Below are 21021 nucleotides of genomic sequence, written 5' to 3' on the forward strand. Positions count from 1 at the left end.
CCTTCGAGCTGCGTTAATAATAGAACTGTACTATTTGTATTAATGCTTATTGTTCTTAAGGGTATCGAATGAAGAATATGTTTAAAATTGCCATGATGGCAACCGTTCTGGCTTTTTCTGGTGTGGCTTCTGCATCCAACTCAACCGAAACACTGCCGCAGGATAACCTGGCACAGCAATTAAAGCTGACACCAGAACAAATGAAGACGGTGAAGGCACTGCGCGAAGATGCACAAAAAGAGATCAGTAAGATTAATACTGATGCTTTAACTCAGGATGCGATTGTTGATATGTTCCATACCGGCGTGTGGGATGACACTGCGGCGAAGAAACAGCTGACCGCGATTGGCGATATTCAAGGCCAGGTACGTTACCAGCGTGCGAAATATCTGTTTAATGTTAGCCGCGTGCTGACCACTGAACAAAAGCAGCAGTTGCAGCAGATGCTGATTGAGAAACAACTCTACTGATTGACGTTGAATATGTCGGATGACGCTAGCGCTTATCCGACCTACGCCAGATTGGGATTTTGTAGGGTGGATAAGCGTAAGCGTTATCCACCATTAATGCAGAAATGCCAGACTTGGCTTTTGTAGGGTGGATAGGCGTAAGCGTCATCCACCATTAATGCAGAAATGCCAGATTGGGATTTTGTAGGGTGGATAAGTGTAAGCGTCATCCACCATTAACGCAGAAATGCCAGATTGGGATTTTGTAGGGTGGATAAGCGTAAGCGTCATCCACCATTAACGCAGAAATGTCAGATTGGGATTTTGTAGGGTGGATAAGCGTAAGCGTCATCCACCATAATGCAGAACTGCCAGATTAGGATTTTGTAGGGTGGATAAGCGTAAGCGTCATCCACCATTAATGCAGAAATGCCAGATTGGGATTTTGTAGGGTGGATAAGCGTAAGCGTCATCCACCATAATGCAGAAATGCCAGATTGGGATTTTGTAGGGTGGATAAGCGTTAGCGTCATCCACCATTAATGCAGAAATGCCAGACTTGGATTTTGTAGGGTGGATAAGCGTAAGCGTCATCCACCATTAATGACAGAAATGTCAGACCAGGTATGTTCTCAGGAGTCTTTCTCGGTAAGCGGTTTTAATACCTTACCAATTTGTACTAAGCCATTCTTATTATTATCTTTCAGATAGATATTGTTCAGCTCACCAAACTCCTCGAGCCGTGTCAGCGCCTGAAACACGTTATCAATACCATCCCGATTATCAAATACATCACCACTTTTCAGCTCATCCACTCGTGCCGATTTAATTTCAGCCGTCAGGCTAGCGATAGCTTGCTGATTGGTTTTGTGCAGGCTTTCTAATTCCGCAGGGTTACTATTCGCCGGGGCGGAAGGTGACGGGGTGGCGTGGAAGTCGAGAGTATTTAACGCTTCAACCTTATCATCGCCTGGTTGAGCACAACCGGCTAAAACGAAAGCGAATAAAAACAGGGATTTCTTGAACACGATATTTCCTTGCAGGTTGCTTACTATTTAACTCAGACGGCAACTTACCTGCACGGTTATCCGGAAACTATATTAAGTTTGTTTAAATTTGAACGATAAAAAAGGCAGGCCACCGTTGCAACCTGCCATCTGGATGTTATTTAACCAGTTTGTCTTCAGTACGCAAATCAAAGTCAGAGGCGTCGTGGCGTTCATGCAGCTGCTGCGACGGCTCTCCGAACGTGCGGTTCACAATACGCCCACGTTTCACTGCCGGGCGATTCGCCACTTCATCGGCCCAACGGACAAAGTTTTTGTATGAGCTGATGTCGAGGAATTCAGCAGACTCATATAACCCACCTTTTGCCAGGCTACCGTACCACGGCCATATCGCAATATCCGCAATCGTATACTCATCGCCCGCAATGAAACGATGTGTCGCCAGTTGGCGGTCCAACACATCTAACTGGCGCTTGGTTTCCATGGCAAAGCGGTTGATGGCGTACTCAATTTTCACTGGCGCGTAATGATAGAAGTGGCCGAATCCACCGCCAAGATACGGAGCGGAACCTTGCAGCCAGAACAGCCAGTTCAGGGTTTCGGTGCGTGCCGCCAGCTCTTTTGGCAGGAAAAGACCGAACTTCTCCGCCAGATACAGCAAGATTGAGCCGGACTCAAACACGCGAATCGGCGGGGTGACCGAATGGTCCATTAGCGCCGGGATTTTCGAGTTCGGGTTCACATCCACAAAGCCGCTGGAGAACTGATCCCCTTCACCGATGCGAATCAAATGTGCGTCGTATTCGGCCGCGCTGACACCTGCCGCCAGCAGTTCTTCCAGCAGAATAGTGATCTTCTGCCCGTTCGGTGTGCCAAGAGAATAGAGCTGCAATGGATGCTTGCCGATGGGCAGAGTGCGTTCGTGTGTTGGGCCGGCAATCGGGCGATTGATGTTTGCAAAGGTGCCGCTGTCGCTTTTATTCCACGTCCATACTTTCGGTGGCTGATATTGATTATCTGACATGTTGTGTCTGCCTTTGGGTTGCCAGGGAGTGACTGAAAAGTGTAACTCCACTTTGTTTTGTTCGGTAATCGCCCGCTATTTTTTTTTACTTCCGTAGGTGTGATCTGGGGTAACAATAAATTAACTATAAATTTGCAATATGAACCAAATGATACAACATTAGCCCAATTACCCCGAGCGACCAGGAGCCATCATGCAGCGTTCAATTGCAACCGTATCTATCTCTGGCACGTTGCCTGAAAAACTGGCCGCAATATCGGCTGCTGGTTTTGACGGCGTCGAAATCTTTGAAAATGACCTGCTTTACTACCCCGGTTCACCTGCGGATGTGCGCAAAATGGCCGCAGATTTGGGGCTGACTATCACGCTGTTTCAGCCGTTCCGCGATTTTGAAGGAGCCTCTCGCCCACAGTTTGCCAGCAACCTGGAACGTGCGCGGCGTAAATTTGCTCTGATGCACGAGCTGGGCTGCAACACCATGTTGCTGTGCAGCAATGTGGCTCCAGATTGCTCGCCGAGCCTTGATTTACAAGTCAGCGATTTAGCGCATCTTGCTGAACTTGCACAACAAAATGAAATTATCGTCGGCTACGAAGCATTGGCGTGGGGCACCCATGTAAACCGTTACCGCCAGGCGTGGGAGCGGGTAAAACAGGTCAACAGCCCAGCGTTGGGGCTGGTACTGGACAGTTTCCATGTGCTGTCGCTCGGCGACCAGTTGATTAATCTCGACGATATTCCGCTTGATAAAATCACCTTCCTGCAACTGGCCGACGCCCCGCTGATGAAAATGGATGTGCTGGAGTGGAGCCGTCATTTCCGCTGCTTCCCAGGGCAGGGTGAATTGCCGGTGGTGGAATTTACCCGTTTGCTGACCGAAAAAGGCTACCGCGGCCCGTGGTCGCTGGAGATTTTCAATGACAACTTCCGCGCCACGCCGAACGCGCCAACGGCGAAGGATGGCTATCGTTCGCTGCTATGGCTGGAAGAACAAACCTGGAATGGCAACCCGCAAAGTGATGCACCACTGTTCCATAGCGCGCCGCAAGCCAGCTACCAGGGGATTGAATTTTTAGAGTTCGCCACTGACGCGCAAGATGCCACAGCACTTGGCGAAGCTCTGCAACCGCTAGGTTTCGCGCAGACCGGGACCCATCGTTCAAAAGATGTTTCGCTGTGGCGCAACGGTGGGGTGAACGTGATTATCAACCATCAGGCGCACAGTTGGGCGGACGAGTTTCATCGTCGCCACGGCGTGTCGTTGTGTGCCATGGCGTGGCGGGTGAAAGGGGCGGCGAATGTGCTGCAACGCGCACAAGATTATGGTTACCCGATCTGGCACGAAGAACACGGCCCGGACGAGCGTGCACTGGCAGCGATTTGCGCGCCAGACGGTAGCCTGATTTATTTAATAGAAGCGCCAGAGCAGGGCGAAAACGATATTTATCAGACCGATTTCACGCTGTCTGATTCAGTGAATACTGGCGTATTGCGCGGCATTGATCATCTGGCATTAGGCCTGGTGGAAGGTAGCCGCGATAACTGGATTATGTTCTTCCGTGCGGTATTTGGTTTCGAGCTGGATAACGAGCTTAGCGTACCGGACCCGTATGGCCTGGTCAGAAGCCAGGTGATGCACAGCCCGTGTCATTCGATTCGCCTGCCGCTGAATATGTCGCACAGCCTCGATACGCAAATCGCCCGTTCAGTGGCGAGTTATCAGGGAGCCGGCCTGCAACATGCGGCATTTTCCTGCGATGATTTACCGGCGACAGTGGAAAGCCTGCAATCGCAAGGGCTGAAATTGCTGACGATCCCGGCCAACTATTATGACGATTTACTGGCGCGTTACGGCGCAAACAACGCGTTATTACAAGGACTTGAGCGCCTCGATATTCTTTACGAGCGTGATACACGCCAGCAGGAATTTTTGCACGCCTATACGCCACCGTTCCGCCCGGATCGTTTCTTCTTTGAATTGGTTGAGCGGCGCGGGGATTATCAACAATATGGTGCCACTAACGCGGCTGTTCGCCTGGCGGCAATGCAGATGCAGTCATTCGATTGATAACAATAAATGAACCTTAAGGTTCAATAAAACACCTGTAACCTATAAAATAATAGAGGAAGCAACCATGGCGAGTTATGGCCAGGGCGACATCGCCGCCCAGAAAACTGGTGTTGTAAAACGAACCCGTACCCGAATGGTGATTCTGACCCTTTTGGCTATTGGAACCATGATTAACTACCTGGACCGCACCGTTCTGGGTATTGCGGCACCGCAACTGAGTGCCGATCTCGGCATCGGTGCGGCCACCATGGGGATTGTCTTCTCGGCGTTTGCCTGGACTTATGCGGCCATGCAGATCCCCGGCGGCATCTTCCTTGATCGCTTCGGCAACAAAGTCACTTACGCGCTGGCACTGTTCTTCTGGTCGGCATTTACTTTATTCCACGGTTTGACGGTCGGGCTGAAAACGCTGTTGCTCTGCCGCTTAGGCCTTGGGATCAGTGAAGCGCCGTGTTTCCCGGTCAACAGCCGGGTGGTCGGCAAATGGTTCCCGCAGCATGAACGCGCCCGCGCTACGGCGGTGTATACCGTTGGTGAATATATCGGTCTGGCCGCGTTTGCTCCGCTGTTGTTCTTTATTATGGAAACCTTCGGCTGGCGTGCGCTGTTTATTACGGTGGGCGTGGTCGGGATTTTGTTTGTGCTGGTGTGGTGGCGTTTTTATCACGAGCCGCATGAGTCAAAAACCGCTAACTCGCTTGAACTGGAATACATCGGCCATGATGACAAAGAGGCTGAACCTGAGCCGAAGATGAATTTTAGCTGGGCGGACGTCGCAAGGCTGGTGAAATGCCGCCAGATCCTTGGCGCGGGGATTGGCCAGTTTGCCGGGAATACCACCTTAGTGTTCTTCCTGACCTGGTTCCCGACTTATCTTGCTACCGAGCGTCATATGCCGTGGCTGAAAGTGGGCTTCTTCGCGATTATGCCGTTCCTCGCTGCGGCAGTAGGCGTGATGTTTGGTGGCTGGGTTTCTGACCAAATTCTGAAACGCACCGGTTCGGTGAACATTGCCCGCAAACTGCCGATTATTGCTGGCCTGCTGATGGCGAGCCTGATTATTTCGGCGAACTGGATGCCGACTGACGCGCTGGTGATTACGGTGATGTCGGTGGCGTTCTTCGGGCAAGGCATGGTGGGACTTGGCTGGACGCTGATTTCCGATATGGCACCGAAGAACCTTGCGGGGCTGACGGGTGGCTTATTTAACTTTTGCTCAAACCTTGCGTCGATTATCACGCCGTTAATCGTTGGTTTTATCGTTGCAGCTACCGGTAACTTCTTCTACGCGCTGGTGTATATCGGCGGGGCGGCACTGCTGGGCGTGTTTGCCTATGTCTTTATTCTTGGCGATATCAAACGTATTGAGCTGGCGGATTAATCATGGAAATTAGTGGCAACACCCGTTTAATCGCCCATTTGGGCTACCCAACTACCACCTTCAAAGCGCCGATGATTTACAACCCGTGGTTTGAAGAACAAGGCATTGATATCAAAGTGGTGCCGATGGGGGTAAAGCCTGGTGATTATGCGCAACTGATTCCTTCTTTATTCAGCCTGACCAATATTGTTGGGGCGCTGGTGACGATGCCGCACAAAGTCTCGACCTGCGAGTTAGTCCACAGCCTGAGTCCGACGGCACAAATCGCCGGAGCCTGTAATGCTATTCGTCGCGAACCAGATGGCAGCCTGCGCGGCGATATGTTTGATGGCGACGGTTTTGTGCGCGGTGTGTTGCGCAAAGGGATTCAGGTTAAAGGCGCCAGCGCGTTGGTGGTGGGCAGTGGTGGCGTCGGTTCGGCTATCGCGGCGTCGCTGGCGGCGGCGGGCGTTGATAAGCTGGCGTTGTTTGATACCCGCCAGGCAAGCAGTGAAGAACTGGCGTCTCGTCTGCGTCGGCATTATCCGGCGCTCACGGTACTAACGGGGTTGCGCAACCCGCAGGCGTTTTCCATCGTCGTCAACGCAACACCGCTGGGCATGAATCCAGGTGATGAATTGCCCATCGACCTGGACGCGATAACACCGGGGAGTTTTGTTGGCGAAGTGGTGATGAAAAGTGAAATCACCCCATTTTTGAGTGCCGCAATGCAAAGAGACTGCCAGATTCAACCTGGTACCGATATGTTGTTTGAGATGATTCCGGCTTATATGGAATTTTTTGGCCTGCCAGAAGTCACGCCTCAAGCGCTGCGCAGAGTGGCGAAAATAGATTATTAACAATGGATTAGCTTCGCATTGTGCCCCTGTTAAGCGAAGCGCTAAAACAGGGGTGTTTTAGCTCCAGAGCTGTGGACGGCTAAAATAATCCTTGTCATTCATCGCCTAAGCATGAGTTAATACGCCCCATCGGTTTGACGTACAGACCTTTAAAGCAACTTAGTAAAGCAGTCCTTCAAGAGTCATCCCTGGATACCCTTTGTCGTGTGCTCTTCTACCGCTTCATAAAATCTGTAAAGCATACCAAATCGCCGTAAGGCACACTTAATCCAAAAGGTAATACACATGTCTAACAAAATGACTGGTCTGGTAAAATGGTTCAACGCTGATAAAGGTTTCGGCTTCATCACTCCAGACGACGGTTCTAAAGACCTGTTCGTTCACTTCTCTGCAATCCAGAACGAAGGTTACAAATCTCTTGATGAAGGCCAGAAAGTTTCCTTCACCATCGAGAACGGCGCTAAAGGCCCAGCAGCTGGTAACGTAACTAGCCTGTAAGGTTAGCGTTAACTAAGCTCTAAAGAATTTAAAAACCCGCTTCGGCGGGTTTTTTCGTTTCTGGCGTTTTATTCGTTAACTCATTTCTAGTAACAGACACGATTCCTGCCGTTTTTCTTCGCCTTGTAAAGCTGCTGGTCGGCTTGTTCAACTAACATTTCCAGTGCCATTCCTTCGCGCCATTGCGCAATTCCCTGGCTGACAGTCAGTACCGCCGAAACCCCAGAACCTTTATGCAGTATATGGGCATGGGCAATATTCTGCTGGATTCGCTGGCTGATGTTTTTCGCCTGGGAAATATCGTTGCAGACAGTTAACACCACAAACTCCTCGCCGCCAAAACGAAAGGCGCTGTCGGTCTCTTTGCGCAGGGATTGTTCGATGCAGCGTGACACATTGATCAGGCATTTATCGCCAGCCACATGCCCATATATATCGTTGTATTGTTTAAAGAAATCAATATCCAGCACTATCATAAACAGCTTTTTCTTGCTCTGCGCGAGCGTGCTGACGTGCTCTTCAAAGTAACGCGCCAGGCTCAGACGGTTATACAAACCGGTTAAGGCATCGTAGTGCGCTTGCTGAACCAGTTTTTTGATCAGGATATTTTTTTCATATTCGCTGCGCTGCACGCGCTGATACCACTCCAGCAAAATGTAGCGTGCAGAATAGATAACTAGCAGCATGATCAACGCACCGACGAATTGTGCGATGCTGAATTTACGCTGAAAGAAGAATTCGACATACAGCAAACACAAAACTAACGGGGCGGAGAACAGTAACAATAAGCGGCCAGAAATAAAGAAGGTGATGGTTGCGGGTAATAACAATGATACGGCCATCATCAGTGTGACAAGCGGGTTTTGGTAAAACTGGGTGAAGTTATACAACAAAACGGACCACAATAAACCAAAGGTCAGCACCACAAAGGGCAGGGCGTAGTGGTAAAAACCGTCGTTAATATTCTTCTTTATTTTTAGCGTAATCATCAGGTTTATTGCGGCTAACGCGATGATACAACCGCAAAGTATTTGCAACGGAAGCGGCAGGGTATCGAGATCGCTGCGATGAATACCACGTAACAGCAACCAGGCGCAGAAGATAATATTCAGTGATAAAAACCACATGTAGCCTTTGGTGCTGGTGATGACACTTTCGCCCGTGCTGTGGTTAATATCCATTGATAAGCCTTATTTCATAAGTTTAATAAATGATACCGTGCTCTCCAGTGCGGTGCCACCCTTGAAATCCGCGGCTTCCAGGCCCTTAACTTCGCACCACTTATCTTGAATATGCTTGATGCTGGTCTATGCTCAAATCAGTTATTAGGCGAGAGTGCGGTTTCTCGTGTAATTGAAAAATAAAACAAATTTCTCTCTTTACCAGGTGATGGTTATGACCAGGGCGCTGCTGTTTCTTCTGGCATGGACAACGTTGTATACCTCCTGCTTGCGGCACCCGCCGTGCAGCCGGATAAACTGCTATGAATAAATCCACGTATTCGCTGGCGGCGGTGCTCTCGCTCGGGTTGTGGCAGCCCACGGACGCCCACGCCGCAGGGTTAATTGACCCAACCGACGGTATGCTCGATATGAGCGAGTACCTGCGTGATAACCGCTACGGGTTTCTGCCGATTCCGGTGGTGATCACCGAACCGGCAGTCGGTTATGGCGGTGGGTTATTTGGCCTTTTCCTGCACGACTCTGCTGACGGTCAGCCTGGGCATACCCGTCCGGACGGGCGATCCATCCCGCCAGCGATGTCAGCATTCGGTGGTGGAGCGACACAAAACGGCACCTGGTTTGTCGGCGGTGGGCATCGCCACACCTGGAACAATGACGGCATTCGTTATCTGGTTGCCCTCGGCTATGCCAATGTAAATATTGATATTTATTCAGGCGATATCGCAGGTTTTGACAACGGAAAAGGCATTAGTACCCAAACAAGAGGGTACGGAGGTATGCAAAAATTACTGTTCCGCGTTGCAGATACTCCGTTTTTCGTTGGTGGTTCGCAATTCTATGCAAATATGGAAATATCGGCCGATAACAAGCTTATTGACCGTACCTTTCAACGTGTTCTTGGCGAGCAAAGCACCACTTCCGGTGTTGGCTTGCTGATGGAATATGACACGACGGATAACTTCTTTTATCCACGCAATGGCTTGTCGGTTACCGGCGAATACCAGTTTTACTCCAGCTTTCTCGGTGGCGATTACCGATACGACATGCTGACGCTTGATGGCAAATATTTCCAACCGCTAAGCCGTGATTTTACCCTCGCGCTGGCGGGTAATTATCAATCGCTTTCGAACCATGACAGCCATTTGCCACCTATGGCGCGGCCATACATCAAATTGCGAGGCATCTCGCAATATCGCTATCAAGGGGATTATGTCGGGACCGTGCAAACGCAACTCGAATGGCAGATGACGCCGCGCTGGGTATTGCAGGGTTTTGTCGGTGCAGGCAGTGCCAGCAACGATGCTGGCGATCTTTTCCATACCGCGGAAGTGGCCTGGGGCGGTGGGTTCCGTTATCTCATCGCCCGCGAATTTGGTCTGCATACTGGGATTGATGTGGCGTTTAGCGACAACGAACAAGCGGTCTATTTCAATGTGGGGGCGGGGCTGTAGAAGGATTTTGCCGCCTGACTGACCAAGTAAAATTTAAAGAGAACGCAATGAAAACAAAATTAAAAGGTATACAGCAGTGCCGGGTATTTGCGCTTCCGCTGCTGTTTTTATCAGGTGCAGCCTTTGGCGCATCCACGGACACCACGACCAGTGATAGCAGCACATTTCCTATCTGGGGAGATGAAGCCCGAGCGCGCGGATATTCCATCCCGCTGCCGTTTGGCGTGAATCTCAGTTATATGAACATCCGCCAGAATGTGGATGTAGACAGCATTACTTTCTCCGGCCTTAAACTGGGCCAGCATGCTATTCCCAGCGACATGTTTAATATCGATGTCGGCCACACGCGCGAGCGCAGTAACAGTGAAAACCTGCGCATGGATATGTGGGTATTCCCGTTTCTGAATATTTACGGGCTGGTGGGGTACACCAAAGGTTCATCGGTTTCCAACGTTTCGGTTGATGCGGATCCGTCGCTGTATACCGGGATTGATCGCCTTATCGCTGCTTCGGTTCATCGCCTGAATCAAAGCGGTGACTTGCAGAATATTGATTTCACGCTCGATTTCGAAGGCATGACTTACGGAACGGGTTTTACGCTGGCGGGTGGCTATAAAAACTGGTTTACGCTGGTGGACACCAACTACACGCGTACCGATTTCGATATTCTGGATGGTAAAATTTCGGCGCTGACGGTTTCACCACGTGTTGGTTATCGTTTTGATATGCCACAAATTTCCGGGCCGTCGCACTTGAGCATCTGGGTTGGGGCGATGTACCAGGACGTGCAGCAAGAGTTTAAGGGGAATCTCTCTGACCTGCATATGCCAGCTTCGCTTCAGCCGCTGATAAGCGCGGTGAACCAGGATAACCAGGGGCGTTTCGATGTTAAGCAGCATCTCACCTCACCGTGGAACACGCTGATCGGTGCGCAATATGAAATCACGCAAAACTTTAATGTGCTGACAGAAATTGGTTTTAATGAGCGTAATAGCTTCTTCCTGGCAGGTGAATACCGATTCTGATGAACACAAGCAGCGCGCTATTTTTGGGGTTGTTAAGCCTGATGTTGATACCGACCGCCACTGAAGCCATGACGCGCGAAGAGATTGACGGTTTTCTGGGTAAGTTGGGGGCGGATAATCAATACGACCCAAGCAAGGGCATTAACTGGAGCGTGCTGCCAGGGCCGTTTTATACCCCGGAGTTGAAGCTTGGCCTCGGGACGGCGGTGGCGGGTGTTTACCGAGTTGATCCTCATGACCGTGTGACGCAAAACTCGTCGCTATCGTTAACCGGGTTTGTCAGCACCAGCGGGGCGCTGGGGTTGGGCATGAAAAACTACACGTTTTTCACCGGTGACGAGTGGCGGTTGTTTATCGACGGATCGCTGGCAAAAATTCCCACTGGATTTTGGGGGATTGGCTACGATGCGGCGCAAGGTAACGAGCAGAAATACACCCAGCAGTCGTTCAGCCTCCATCCCCAGATCATGCGTCAGGTGGTGGATAACTTGTATGCCGGCGTGGGTTGGGATTTTTCGAACTACAAAGCCGACAACATTGATGATCCGCATCCAGGCGATAACTTTTCGAGTTACAACGCGGGTGGCAGCACGCTGAGTTCCGGCGTGACGGCGACCATTAATTACGATTCGCGCGATGTGATCACTCGTCCACAACATGGTCAGTTTTTCAGTGCCGAATACAGCGTTTTTGATCCAGCATTCGGCTCGGACACGCACTTCACCGCTCTGCAACTGCAATACAATTATTATCTTCCGCTTAGCGATCAGGATGTTCTGGCGTTCGATCTTTGGGGACGCTTCACCCGTGGTGATGTGCCGTGGGATCGTTTATCTCAGGCGGGGGACGACAACCGGATGCGCGGTTACTATCAGGGGCGTTATCGCGATAAAGACGTGGTCAGCACACAAGTGGAATACCGCAAAAAACTCAACTGGCGACACGGCTATGTTTTATGGGTCGGCGCAGGGGCGTTGGGCGATAGCCCGCATAATTTGTCAGATAACCCGCTGTTGCCCACTATTGGCGCGGGTTATCGCTTTGAAGTTAAGCCAGACATGAATATCCGTCTCGATCTGGGATTTGGCAAAGAAAGTACCGGTTTTTATTTTCAAGTTGCGGAGGCATTTTAATGCGCGCCTGGATTTTTACTCTGTTGCTCGGTGCCGCCTGCGTGAGTGCAGGTGCTGCCGCAGCATCAACGGATTTTCTACCCATCGAACAGGCGCGGCGCGTGTGGCCTGTTGCTCAGGAGCTTACCGCCCCAGAATCTTTGCGGCCTTGCTGTGCGTTTGGTTATGACCTGCAAGTGCGCGCCGTGGGTGTGCCAATTCCGGTCTACCAGATTGGTAATATTCTGACGCTCGCGACGCTTGGCAATCATCGTTATAACGACAGTGCACTAGGGGCAGTCAAAAATATCGTCGGTCTGAGCGAGGAGAAAAGCGGCCTGATTTATACCCGTCACGGCGGTTTTATCGATATCGCCCACGTCCGTGATACCGCCGATAACACCTTCTATCTTTTCACGCAGATTTATTCGCGTCTCGGCCAGGACTGGCGGCTGTTCTACAGTGAAGAGTTGGGGGTCAGGCGCATTCAACTGCATGCGTTTACTCCACCGGCCTCGATGTCGGAACGCTACACGATTGCTGCGTGGCTTGCGGGGCATCTCGCATTTCAGCTCGCGCAATGGCATGAGATTGCCCAGTGGTACGGCTTCGAGTCTGTGCCGGGGTTTCCTGAGGAGATATCTGCGTTCTCACCCGAAGATCTCTACTCCAATCTATTGGGGGCAAGGCTTGCGATTAATGTGATTCTGCATGGCCAGGCGGGGTCGATTGACCCCTACGACTCCGCAATAGACAAAGCGTTGCACAAGGCGCTGGTGCAGTTGGGAGCCGTCTCCAAAGCAGAGACAGAAAGAGAGTTTCGTGAAGTGGACGGCAGTTGGTGGAACAGCAAACGCCGGGTGCCGGATAAGTTTTTGGTGCTTAACCGTAATTACGATTTGAGTGAGAACCGCTATCCAACTCCAGTCCCGTTTGAAAGGGCGGAACCTTATCGCCTGGTGATGCCTGTCACCGTCGCGGGCGCTACGCTGAGCGAGCTTGGGGAACTGCAAATTCATACCGGGAGCGATATGCGTGGCCTGAAAGCGCCGGAAACCTTTTATGTCCCCTCGCAATTCCCGGAGCTGGCTGAACAGGCTAAATTCGCTGACCAGATACAGCTCCAGCAGATGAAGAAATGAGGTCATAAGTAATCGTTATTGGACGAACGTCAGCGAGTCCGCTTTGATGTTGCAAATATGTTAGTAACATTTTGAAGGTTAAACATGTTCACCATTAAAATCGACGATTTGTCCCATCACGCGGTACAGACATTAGTGGCTTACCATATTTCCGGCATGCTGGAACAATCGCCACCGGAAAGCAGCCATGCGCTGGATGTGCAAAAACTCCGTGACCCCGCCGTGACATTCTGGTCGGCGTGGGAAGGGGAGCAACTAGCCGGCATTGGCGCGTTGAAAATGCTCGATGGCAGCCACGGTGAGCTGAAATCAATGCGCACTGCGACTGAGTTTTTGCGGCGTGGCGTGGCGAATCAGTTTTTAGTACATATTTTGCAAGTCGCGCGCGAAAGGGGCTTGCAACGTATCAGCTTAGAAACGGGCACCCAGCCAGGATTTGCCGCCTGCTACCAACTCTATCTCAAGCATGGCTTTGTCGATTGCCAACCCTTTGCCGATTACCAGCTCGACCCGAATAGCCGCTTTATGACATTGGTGTTGTGAGTGGATGCACCCTGAGCCTGCCGGTGATGGAAAGACTGGCAGGATAATTCCACATAGCATTTACCCTCAGTTATTTACTCCTTATAAAATAATTCATCTGTTAATCAATTCCTCTTTTATATCCACCGTACATATTACGTATTGGCGCCTGATTAGCGGGGGTGTGGCATCGCTATTCTTTAAATAGGCAAATAATCATGAAACTTCCTAATCTTCACTGGCTATGACGGAGATCCCATAATCATTAAACGATAATGATGTATCAATCTTGTGAGTGATGAATCATGATAAAGTTATCCATGCAAACTATATGTGTTTATAGAAATTTGGTTGTTTTTATTATTTTTACTCATGACTATCAGTGACATACTCAAAGGAAATAAAGATGAAAAGAATCATTTTAGGCATGGTTGCTTGTACATTCACGTTCAGTTCATTTGCTGCAGAAATGATGTCGCAAAAAGATTTTGAGAAGGTGAAAGATCAGTATGTCGAAGTTGGAAATATCTCTACTTCGGGTGAAACCAGTACTGCTGATGCGAAAGCTGAGTTGTCAAAAAAGGCTGATGAGAAAGGCGGTGATATTTATGTGCTGACATCAGGGAATACCAATAATAAAATACATGGAAATGCAGTGGTCTATAAGAAGAAATAACGTTTCAGCACAGCATCAGCCGTTTATGGTTGATGCTGTTTTTTTTTGTAGTGTCATGGGATCGGATAAAAACGTTGGCAAGGTTTTTGAACAGCGCTTGCAGTGGTTAATCCACAGAAAGCAAAAAACCCGCCATAGGCGGGTTCTTCTGAATAGTGGTGCCCGGACTCGGAATCGAACCAAGGACACGGGGATTTTCAATCCCCTGCTCTACCGACTGAGCTATCCGGGCAACGGGGCGCATTAAACCGTAATCTGCATACCCCGTCAACCAAATTTCACATTTTACCGTTCGGTTGCTTAACTTTGCGGCAAACTCTGCTTTTTGGGCATTTTTTTGCTTAAAATCACAGCACGCCGTTGTCGCCTGCTCGTGCCTTCCAGCCGCTTTTCACTGAAGTGACATGGCGTAAACCTGAAATATAATATCCGTTAACGCTCTCTTCACCTTCTCTTGGGGAACTGATCGCGATCTCAGCATCGACGCCTTTATTGTAGCTACCGTGATGGCTGGCTACGGTGCCGATATAGCATTTTTCATTCAGCCAGACTGGGATGTAGGCGACGCTCTCAAAAGCGTAGTGCAGGGGGACTCCCCGGTGGTAACTTTCCGCTTCTTTAGCTGATGTGCCGGGTGGAATAGGGCAAATTGGTGGGACTTTCTGGTCAGCAGCCATATCCTTCAGAAGATGGTCCTGCATGGTATCAAGCGACTTTAATAATCTGGCCTTGTCTTTGTCACTTAGCGCAGGTGTCTTCGGTTGATTTTCTTCGGATGAGCTGATGGTATCCAGTGTGTAGCGATAGCGGATGGTGACAGCAGGGGTTTTGTCATCAACGCTAAACGGGCGCAACAAGTAAAGATTGTCTTCACCAAACTGCCCGTTGAACCAGAGAGCGTAAACCTGGCCGTTGATGCGCACCCATTCGCTCCACTGGTTCGCTCCGCGCCCGTTTTCTGAGAAAAAGGGTCCAAAACCGTCGTGACTTGAACGGTCAGCTCGAGGGTTGTAGAACGAATTCTCACCGCGCTTTAAAACTCCGGTGTAACTATATAATCCCGTACCGCCCACGTAGCTGTTGATAATGAGATCTCGTTTGCCATCGCCATCCATATCAAGCAGCGTGAAGCTAATACTGCCATCTTCCGACTCCACCATGACGGGGCTGCGTAAAAATGCCTGCCATTCGTCGTCACTTATCTCTGCTGAGGGTTTGGTTTTTGACGGTGTAGCATCTTCAACAGTGGAAAGTTCAAATTTGGTGACTTCGCCGGTTAATGTGAATTGATTGGCAAGTTTAGTGAGGGTTAATTCAGGATCGGTTTTTTTCAGGTCGGTCACCGCCTGGTAAAGCTGCTGTAACGCGGCTTTGTCGGTATCTACGTCGTGTTGGGTACGTACTCTGCTGACGAACGTAGGTAGAGTCCAGGCGCCGTTGTGGCCACTGCTACGGTATTGATCCCGCAGAAGAAACTGCTTACCGTTCCAGACCCATATTTGTATTGGACCACTGAGCCGGGCTATTTCGCCATTTTCATATTTACTGGCATCGTGGGTGATCAATTCTGGGCGAGCGGTAAGGGTATTGTCGGTCAGCCACAAGGCAAAGCGGGAACTATCAAAGCATTCGGTTTTAATCAGTGCATGATTCTTATCGACAGGAATGCGGTAATACGTTCGCGTTTGTTCATCCGCAATTTCACGGCATTGCATCTCAGGGGTGAGTTTTAGCTGAGGCGCTATTTTTTGTAATTGCGTGGTAGTCAAAGGTACTGCGTCTGGAGCCGGGATAACGGGTTGGCTGATGATAAGCGGGGCAGGTTTAGCCAGTAATACATTGTCGGTATTTTCATTGCCGGGATGAAGCATGGCATTGGAAGTATTGGTGGTTTTTTGGAATTCATCCATTTTCAACAACACGGCATTGGAACCTGCTGATGAGAGCGGGATGCGCTTTCCGCCAGATTCGAATTCTATGGTGTTGTCCTGGCTCAACGCGGTCAAAAACGCGTCCCGGGCGGTAAATTGGATGGAAAAACTTCCGTCTGAAAGAGGGGTTAACTCGCCTTTCTGTTCACCATCTTTAAAAAGCGTGGCGGATGATGCCGTGGGTTGTGCGAAGGTGACTTCAACTTTTGCGCTGGTTTCGCGACCGGCAACCCGCGTTAATAAGACGCTTACCAAATCGCGGCTGTATCCTGCCGCCCGACAGGTGCCGGTATTGTCGCAGGAAACTTGCCAGTCTTTATGTTCGAAAGATAATCCGGTTAACGGTGCGGCAAAAAGCTGAGTTGAAAACAGGCCAGCGCAGGCCAGCCAGATCAGATGACGCATATAATTCCCTTTAACATGTGAATGTTGCCGAAATTATATGCGTTTAGTGGACGATTAGGATATCTAAATCAGGTCAACGCTCCACCTTGTCGGCATTGCGCAAAGCGCAGAATATCTTCAGCAAGACGGCGAGCGGTTTCGATGTCTGCCTGGCTGCGTTTCACCAGTAAACGGCTCAGGCAACCTTCCAGCACCAGCTCCATTTGATGAGCTACCATCGTTGGGTCATCCACTTCCAGCTGCGTAAGCAGTTGATGGCTGAATTCCCAGGCCGCTTTTTTCTGCTGATCCGCTAACTGGTGAATCGGGTGTGAGGCGTCTGGATAGAAGGTGCAGGCCGCGATAAACAGGCAGCCTGGATAGCGCTGTTTGTTGACACATTCAGTCAACGCTTCGTAGCGCTTCAGCAATTTTTGTTCAAGCGACAGCTCATCGTTAAGCGTGAGCTGGCGTCGCCAGACATCAACTTGCTGGCTCAAATAACGCAGCGCGTCATAGAGCAACGCTTCACTGTCAGGCCAGAATTTACTGATTTCTTTTATCGGATAGTCTGCTTCATTGGCGACCATCTCAAGTGTGGTGCTGGCAATCCCCTCACGTTCAAGAACGCCCAGGGCATGCTCTAATACTGTTTCGCGTTGCACGGTATTTTCCTCCCCTCCGTCGTTCATTCAACGGTTTGTCCCATAAGTAGTGTTATTTACGGCGCCAGATTCTGCAAATGCGTACTAAAGGTGTCTGCATCCATAAAACCGGTAACGCGTGCGCCAGTCTGCTCATGGCCTTGTCCATCAAAGAACAAAATCGTTGGCAGTCCTAAAACCTGTAAATGCTTTAACAGGGCGACATCTTGCGCGTTATTGGCAGTGACATCAGCCTGCAATAAAACAGTATTTGCCAGGTGTTTTTGCACTTTCGGATCGCTAAAAGTGTATTTCTCAAATTCTTTGCAGGCCACACACCAGTCGGCGTACAAATCGAGCATCACCGGTTGGCCTTTGGCATTGGCGAGTGCTGCGTCGAGCTGTTCAACGTTGGTAATCTTTGTGAAATTGATATGTGCCTGGTTTGCTGCGACGGAGGTGCCAAATGCCCAGTCTTGCAGCGGGCGAGCACAGACCAGCGCCGCACCGAGCAGGATTATCTGCACGATACGCATCCATGATTTGCTGGCTTGCAGGCTGGTGATAAACGCCCAGCTAAAGAACGCTACGCCGAGTAATCCCCACAAACGAATCCCCCATGTCTCTCCCAGTATGCGTTCCAGCAGGAATACTGGTAGTGCGAGGATCACAAAACCAAAAGCCGTTTTGACTGTTTCCATCCACGGGCCGCTTTTTGGCAGCAGGCGGTTGCCAAAAACAGTGATCAGCATCAGCGGCAGGCCCATGCCCAGCGCATAGAGATACAGCGTGCCGCCGCCCAGCCACAGGTTCCCGCTTTGGGCGATGTACAGCAGAATGGCGCTCAGCGGCGCGGTGGTGCAGGGAGAGCAAATTAATCCGGCTAATGCGCCCATCGCAAATACGCCACCTGCGGAACCCCCTTGTTGGCGATTACTCATTAGCGTCAGGCGGGTTTGCAGCGAGGACGGCAGTTGCAGGGTGAATAACCCGAACATCGACGCGGCGAGCAACACAAACAGTGCAGACAGGCCGATCAGCACATAAGGATGTTGAAGTGCGGCCTGGAATTGCAGCCCGGCAGCGGCGACCACCAGACCCAATGCGGTGTAGGTCAGCGCCATTCCTTGTACATAGACAAAGGTCAACAGCAGCGCGCGGGTGGTGGATAAACGCTGTTTACCGCCGAGCACGATGCCGGAAATCAGCGGGTACATCGGCAGCACGCAAGGCGTGAAGGCGATGCCGATGCCGATTAAGAATGCCCACAGTGCGGAGAAGGGCAGTTGGGAGGGGTCCGTGTTGTCTGTACCCCTCACCCCGGCCCTCTCCCCAGGGGAGAGGGAGGAAGGCGGTTCCGCGGTAGGCGCAGGGGAGAGGGAGGAAGACGGTTCTGAATCGGCACTGGTTTGTCCCCTCTCCTGGGGGAGAGGGTTAGGGTGAGGGCGTCCCTCAGCCGATACAACCACTTCACTCAGCGGCACCACACGTGTCTCCGGCGGGTAACAAAAGCCCGCTTCGGCACAGCCCTGATAAGTCACGCTGATAGTCGCGCCTTTGGCCGCAGATTGAACGGTAACGGGCAGATTGAGCTGTTGGGTGTAAATCTCGGTCTTACCGTAGAACTCGTCCTCATGCCAGCTGCCTTTTGGCAGCTCCAGCGGGGCGAGTTCGGCCTGCGCCGGATTGAGTTTAATTTGCTGGCGATAAAGGTAGTAGCCCGGTTTTATCTGCCAGTTGAGGTTGAGCTGGTTTCCAGACTGCTGAAAATCGAACGCAAAAGCCTGATCGACAGGAACAAATTGGGATTTGCTCTGGTTATCGAACAGACCTGCAAAAGCGTGAGTGCTGAATAGCGCAAAGATTAGCGCAAAGATGCGTAGAGCCATGAGAGGTAATCACTATCTCCGTGGGTAACTGGCAGAACCAGTAATTCAGGGGTTTGGTATGGGTGATGCGATTTGAGACACGCGATCAAGGCTTCTTGATGGTCGATATCGCTTTTGAGCAACATCTGCACCTCATACTCCTGTTCCATTTTTCCCTCCCAGTAATACAACGAAGTGGCACCGGGCAATATTGTGACGCAGGCCGCTAGTTTTTCAGCCAGCATTAGGGCTGCGAGTTCCTGAGCGGTGGCTTCGTCTGGGGCAGTACAAAGGATGACAACAGCCTGAGTGTTCGGCATAGCTAACCTCGTATCCGGGGGAAACAGCGGTTGACTATAGCACGGTGAAGCGGGGGGAGGTGTTAAACGGGCCGCTGTACGACCCGTGTTTTGAAAGATTTACAGAACCAAACCACCGACGATAAAGCCGAGGATGACGCACAACGTAATGGCGATAACGCCAGGAACCAGGAACGCGTGGTTAAACACGTACTTACCAATTCGTGTTGAGCCGGTGTCGTCCATTTCCACCGCCGCCAACAAGGTTGGGTAGGTCGGCAAGACGAACAACGCAGATACCGCAGCGAACGAAGCGATAGCGGTCAGTGGGCTCACGCCGAGCATCAGCGCCGCTGGCATCAATGCTTTGGTGGTCGCCGCCTGGGAGTAGAGCAATGTGGCGGCGAAGAACAGCACTACCGCTAACAACCACGGATAGCTTTGTAGTAAGTCGCCTGCAACGGCCTGAATATCCTGAATATGGTTTTTGACGAAGGTATCACCCAGCCATGCCACACCCAGCACACAGATACAGGCACTCATACCCGATTTGAAGGTGCTGGCATTAAGGATTTCGCCAGTATCAATTTTACAGGTGACGCAGATAAGCGTGGCGATGGTCAGCATGAACACCACAATCGCTTCGTTACGCGGCAGGATTGGGTTTTGAATCAGGCCAACGGTATCGCTGATGGCAGTGGCGTAGAACATCACGGCGACAATGCCGATCAGGAACAGCAGCACAGAGCGTTTAGCATGTGGCTTCAGCACAAACACGCTGCTTCCACGCAGTTTCACTTCACCTTTGGCGAGGCGTTCCTGGTAAACCGGATCGTCTTTCAGTTCGCAACCGAGGAAGTTACAAACAATCGCTGTCAGCATGACAGCAACCAGCGTCACAGGAATACAGATGCCGAGCAGTGTCAGATAGCTGATGCCCATTGGCTCAAGGATGCCCGAGAAGAACACCACCGCTGCAGAAATCGGCGAGGCGGTAATGGCAATTTGCGAAGCGACAACCGCGATAGACAGTGGACGCGATGGGCGAATCCCTTGCTCTTTCGCGACTTCAGTAATCACCGGCAGCGTGGAGAACGCGGTGTGGCCTGTTCCCGCAAGAATGGTCATAAACCAGGTGACCAACGGGGCGAGGAAGGTGATGTATTTAGGATGGCGACGCAGTAGTTTTTCTGCAAGGCTGACCAGATAGTCCATTCCCCCGGCCACCTGCATGGCGGCAATTGCGGCAATAACTGCCATGATAATTTCGATAACATCGAACGGAATCGCACCAGGTTTAACTTGAAAAACAAGAGTTAAAATCAGTACGCCAAAACCGCCAGCAAAGCCAATGCCTATGCCGCCGAGTCTGGCTCCGAGATATATCGCTAACAGCACGATAACGAGTTCTGCTCCAAACATAACTGCCTTCCTTGTGTTTGATTATTTGATAATTATATGTTGTGTTTTTGTTGAACGTACAAATGAAAAAGGCACGTCCAATGGACGTGCCT

At 50.8% G+C, this 21021-nt stretch carries 19 protein-coding genes and 1 tRNA gene; 11 read left to right on the plus strand and 9 right to left on the minus strand.

The genetic code is table 11. The features are described from left to right. Nucleotides 1-68 precede the first annotated feature (68 nt). Nucleotides 69-470 carry a Spy/CpxP family protein refolding chaperone gene (locus MES37_RS03340; protein WP_064540951.1) on the plus strand — a complete coding sequence of 134 codons (402 nt, stop codon included), beginning with the start codon at nucleotides 69-71 and terminating at the stop codon, nucleotides 468-470. 611 nt (nucleotides 471-1081) lie between these two features. On the opposite strand, the gene MES37_RS03345 is transcribed toward MES37_RS03340, so the two are convergent. Next, nucleotides 1082-1477, minus strand: a complete 396-nt coding sequence (locus MES37_RS03345) for a hypothetical protein (RefSeq protein WP_064540944.1) — start codon at nucleotides 1475-1477, stop codon at nucleotides 1082-1084. A 136-nt stretch (nucleotides 1478-1613) separates the two neighbouring features. Further along, the gene (gene yghU / locus MES37_RS03350) at nucleotides 1614-2480 is read right to left on the minus strand and encodes a glutathione-dependent disulfide-bond oxidoreductase (RefSeq protein WP_064540941.1); all 867 of its coding nucleotides are present in this window, start codon (nucleotides 2478-2480) and stop codon (nucleotides 1614-1616) included. Between the two features lie 193 nt (nucleotides 2481-2673). Here yghU and MES37_RS03355 point away from each other — a divergent pair, with 193 nt between their 5' ends. The 4 genes from MES37_RS03355 to cspE all read left to right on the plus strand — a co-directional run bounded on the left by MES37_RS03355 (nucleotide 2674) and on the right by cspE (nucleotide 7269). Then, nucleotides 2674-4548 carry a bifunctional sugar phosphate isomerase/epimerase/4-hydroxyphenylpyruvate dioxygenase family protein gene (locus tag MES37_RS03355; protein ID WP_237930070.1) on the plus strand — a complete coding sequence of 625 codons (1875 nt, stop codon included), beginning with the start codon at nucleotides 2674-2676 and terminating at the stop codon, nucleotides 4546-4548. A 67-nt stretch (nucleotides 4549-4615) separates the two neighbouring features. Further along, nucleotides 4616-5932 carry an MFS transporter gene (locus tag MES37_RS03360; RefSeq protein WP_237930071.1) on the plus strand — a complete coding sequence of 439 codons (1317 nt, stop codon included), beginning with the start codon at nucleotides 4616-4618 and terminating at the stop codon, nucleotides 5930-5932. Between the two features lie 2 nt (nucleotides 5933-5934). After that, on the plus strand, nucleotides 5935-6771 hold the full coding sequence (locus tag MES37_RS03365; RefSeq protein WP_237930072.1) for a shikimate dehydrogenase family protein: 837 nt from the start codon (nucleotides 5935-5937) through the stop codon (nucleotides 6769-6771). Between the two features lie 285 nt (nucleotides 6772-7056). Beyond that, entirely contained in the window at nucleotides 7057-7269 is a 213-nt protein-coding gene (gene cspE / locus MES37_RS03370) for a transcription antiterminator/RNA stability regulator CspE (RefSeq protein ID WP_064540929.1), read from the plus strand. 86 nt (nucleotides 7270-7355) lie between these two features. Here cspE and MES37_RS03375 read toward each other — a convergent pair whose 3' ends face one another. Next, nucleotides 7356-8450: a GGDEF domain-containing protein gene (locus MES37_RS03375; protein WP_133522948.1), complete on the minus strand. Its 1095-nt coding sequence runs from the start codon at nucleotides 8448-8450 to the stop codon at nucleotides 7356-7358. A gap of 302 nt (nucleotides 8451-8752) precedes the next feature. Here MES37_RS03375 and MES37_RS03380 point away from each other — a divergent pair, with 302 nt between their 5' ends. From MES37_RS03380 to yahO, 6 genes are all read left to right on the plus strand, one after another. Continuing rightward, nucleotides 8753-9904: a BamA/TamA family outer membrane protein gene (locus tag MES37_RS03380; protein ID WP_237930073.1), complete on the plus strand. Its 1152-nt coding sequence runs from the start codon at nucleotides 8753-8755 to the stop codon at nucleotides 9902-9904. 47 nt (nucleotides 9905-9951) lie between these two features. Continuing rightward, nucleotides 9952-10929 carry a hypothetical protein gene (locus MES37_RS03385; RefSeq protein ID WP_064540919.1) on the plus strand — a complete coding sequence of 326 codons (978 nt, stop codon included), beginning with the start codon at nucleotides 9952-9954 and terminating at the stop codon, nucleotides 10927-10929. Beyond that, nucleotides 10929-12062, plus strand: coding sequence for a BamA/TamA family outer membrane protein (locus MES37_RS03390; protein ID WP_064540916.1), 1134 nt, complete (start codon nucleotides 10929-10931; stop codon nucleotides 12060-12062). The genes MES37_RS03385 and MES37_RS03390 overlap by 1 nt, the downstream gene beginning before the upstream one ends. Next, a complete protein-coding gene (locus MES37_RS03395) occupies nucleotides 12062-13183 on the plus strand; it encodes a DUF4056 domain-containing protein (RefSeq protein ID WP_237930074.1) in 1122 nt (373 codons plus the stop codon). The genes MES37_RS03390 and MES37_RS03395 overlap by 1 nt, the downstream gene beginning before the upstream one ends. Nucleotides 13184-13267: 84 nt before the next feature. Next, nucleotides 13268-13726, plus strand: a complete 459-nt coding sequence (locus MES37_RS03400; protein WP_232887178.1) for a GNAT family N-acetyltransferase — start codon at nucleotides 13268-13270, stop codon at nucleotides 13724-13726. 385 nt (nucleotides 13727-14111) lie between these two features. Continuing rightward, entirely contained in the window at nucleotides 14112-14381 is a 270-nt protein-coding gene (yahO, locus tag MES37_RS03405) for a DUF1471 family periplasmic protein YahO (protein ID WP_064540898.1), read from the plus strand. A 156-nt stretch (nucleotides 14382-14537) separates the two neighbouring features. Here yahO and MES37_RS03410 read toward each other — a convergent pair. The 6 genes from MES37_RS03410 to MES37_RS03435 all read right to left on the minus strand — a co-directional run bounded on the left by MES37_RS03410 (nucleotide 14538) and on the right by MES37_RS03435 (nucleotide 20929). Continuing rightward, nucleotides 14538-14613, minus strand: a tRNA-Phe gene (locus tag MES37_RS03410). A gap of 115 nt (nucleotides 14614-14728) precedes the next feature. Further along, nucleotides 14729-16717 (minus strand): DUF1176 domain-containing protein, encoded by a 1989-nt coding sequence (locus MES37_RS03415; RefSeq protein ID WP_237930075.1) that lies wholly within the window; start codon nucleotides 16715-16717, stop codon nucleotides 14729-14731. A 68-nt stretch (nucleotides 16718-16785) separates the two neighbouring features. Further along, a complete protein-coding gene (locus MES37_RS03420; protein ID WP_133522954.1) occupies nucleotides 16786-17361 on the minus strand; it encodes a transcriptional regulator in 576 nt (191 codons plus the stop codon). A gap of 56 nt (nucleotides 17362-17417) precedes the next feature. Further along, nucleotides 17418-19229 carry a protein-disulfide reductase DsbD gene (locus tag MES37_RS03425; protein WP_237930076.1) on the minus strand — a complete coding sequence of 604 codons (1812 nt, stop codon included), beginning with the start codon at nucleotides 19227-19229 and terminating at the stop codon, nucleotides 17418-17420. Continuing rightward, nucleotides 19205-19528 (minus strand): divalent cation tolerance protein CutA, encoded by a 324-nt coding sequence (gene cutA, locus MES37_RS03430; RefSeq protein WP_121814475.1) that lies wholly within the window; start codon nucleotides 19526-19528, stop codon nucleotides 19205-19207. The genes MES37_RS03425 and cutA overlap by 25 nt, the downstream gene beginning before the upstream one ends. A 99-nt stretch (nucleotides 19529-19627) precedes the next feature. Next, complete coding sequence (locus tag MES37_RS03435) at nucleotides 19628-20929, minus strand: anaerobic C4-dicarboxylate transporter (protein ID WP_064540830.1); 1302 nt, start codon at nucleotides 20927-20929, stop codon at nucleotides 19628-19630. Nucleotides 20930-21021 lie beyond the last annotated feature (92 nt).

The organism is Buttiauxella sp. S19-1, from assembly GCF_022134725.1.
Classification (GTDB): domain Bacteria; phylum Pseudomonadota; class Gammaproteobacteria; order Enterobacterales; family Enterobacteriaceae; genus Buttiauxella; species Buttiauxella ferragutiae.

Bases quoted from the DNA above. Each gene is read 5' to 3' on its own strand.
- MES37_RS03385 (WP_064540919.1), top strand. From the start codon at position 9,952: ATGAAAACAAAATTAAAAGGTATACAGCAGTGCCGGGTATTTGCGCTT.
- MES37_RS03390 (WP_064540916.1), top strand. From the start codon at position 10,929: ATGAACACAAGCAGCGCGCTATTTTTGGGGTTGTTAAGCCTGATGTTG.
- MES37_RS03355 (WP_237930070.1), top strand. From the start codon at position 2,674: ATGCAGCGTTCAATTGCAACCGTATCTATCTCTGGCACGTTGCCTGAA.
- MES37_RS03340 (WP_064540951.1), top strand. From the start codon at position 69: ATGAAGAATATGTTTAAAATTGCCATGATGGCAACCGTTCTGGCTTTT.
- MES37_RS03380 (WP_237930073.1), top strand. From the start codon at position 8,753: ATGAATAAATCCACGTATTCGCTGGCGGCGGTGCTCTCGCTCGGGTTG.
- MES37_RS03435 (WP_064540830.1), bottom strand. From the start codon at position 20,929: ATGTTTGGAGCAGAACTCGTTATCGTGCTGTTAGCGATATATCTCGGA.
- MES37_RS03415 (WP_237930075.1), bottom strand. From the start codon at position 16,717: ATGCGTCATCTGATCTGGCTGGCCTGCGCTGGCCTGTTTTCAACTCAG.
- MES37_RS03360 (WP_237930071.1), top strand. From the start codon at position 4,616: ATGGCGAGTTATGGCCAGGGCGACATCGCCGCCCAGAAAACTGGTGTT.
- MES37_RS03365 (WP_237930072.1), top strand. From the start codon at position 5,935: ATGGAAATTAGTGGCAACACCCGTTTAATCGCCCATTTGGGCTACCCA.
- yahO (WP_064540898.1), top strand. From the start codon at position 14,112: ATGAAAAGAATCATTTTAGGCATGGTTGCTTGTACATTCACGTTCAGT.
- MES37_RS03395 (WP_237930074.1), top strand. From the start codon at position 12,062: ATGCGCGCCTGGATTTTTACTCTGTTGCTCGGTGCCGCCTGCGTGAGT.
- cutA (WP_121814475.1), bottom strand. From the start codon at position 19,528: ATGCCGAACACTCAGGCTGTTGTCATCCTTTGTACTGCCCCAGACGAA.
- MES37_RS03400 (WP_232887178.1), top strand. From the start codon at position 13,268: ATGTTCACCATTAAAATCGACGATTTGTCCCATCACGCGGTACAGACA.
- yghU (WP_064540941.1), bottom strand. From the start codon at position 2,480: ATGTCAGATAATCAATATCAGCCACCGAAAGTATGGACGTGGAATAAA.
- cspE (WP_064540929.1), top strand. From the start codon at position 7,057: ATGTCTAACAAAATGACTGGTCTGGTAAAATGGTTCAACGCTGATAAA.
- MES37_RS03425 (WP_237930076.1), bottom strand. From the start codon at position 19,229: ATGGCTCTACGCATCTTTGCGCTAATCTTTGCGCTATTCAGCACTCAC.
- MES37_RS03375 (WP_133522948.1), bottom strand. From the start codon at position 8,450: ATGGATATTAACCACAGCACGGGCGAAAGTGTCATCACCAGCACCAAA.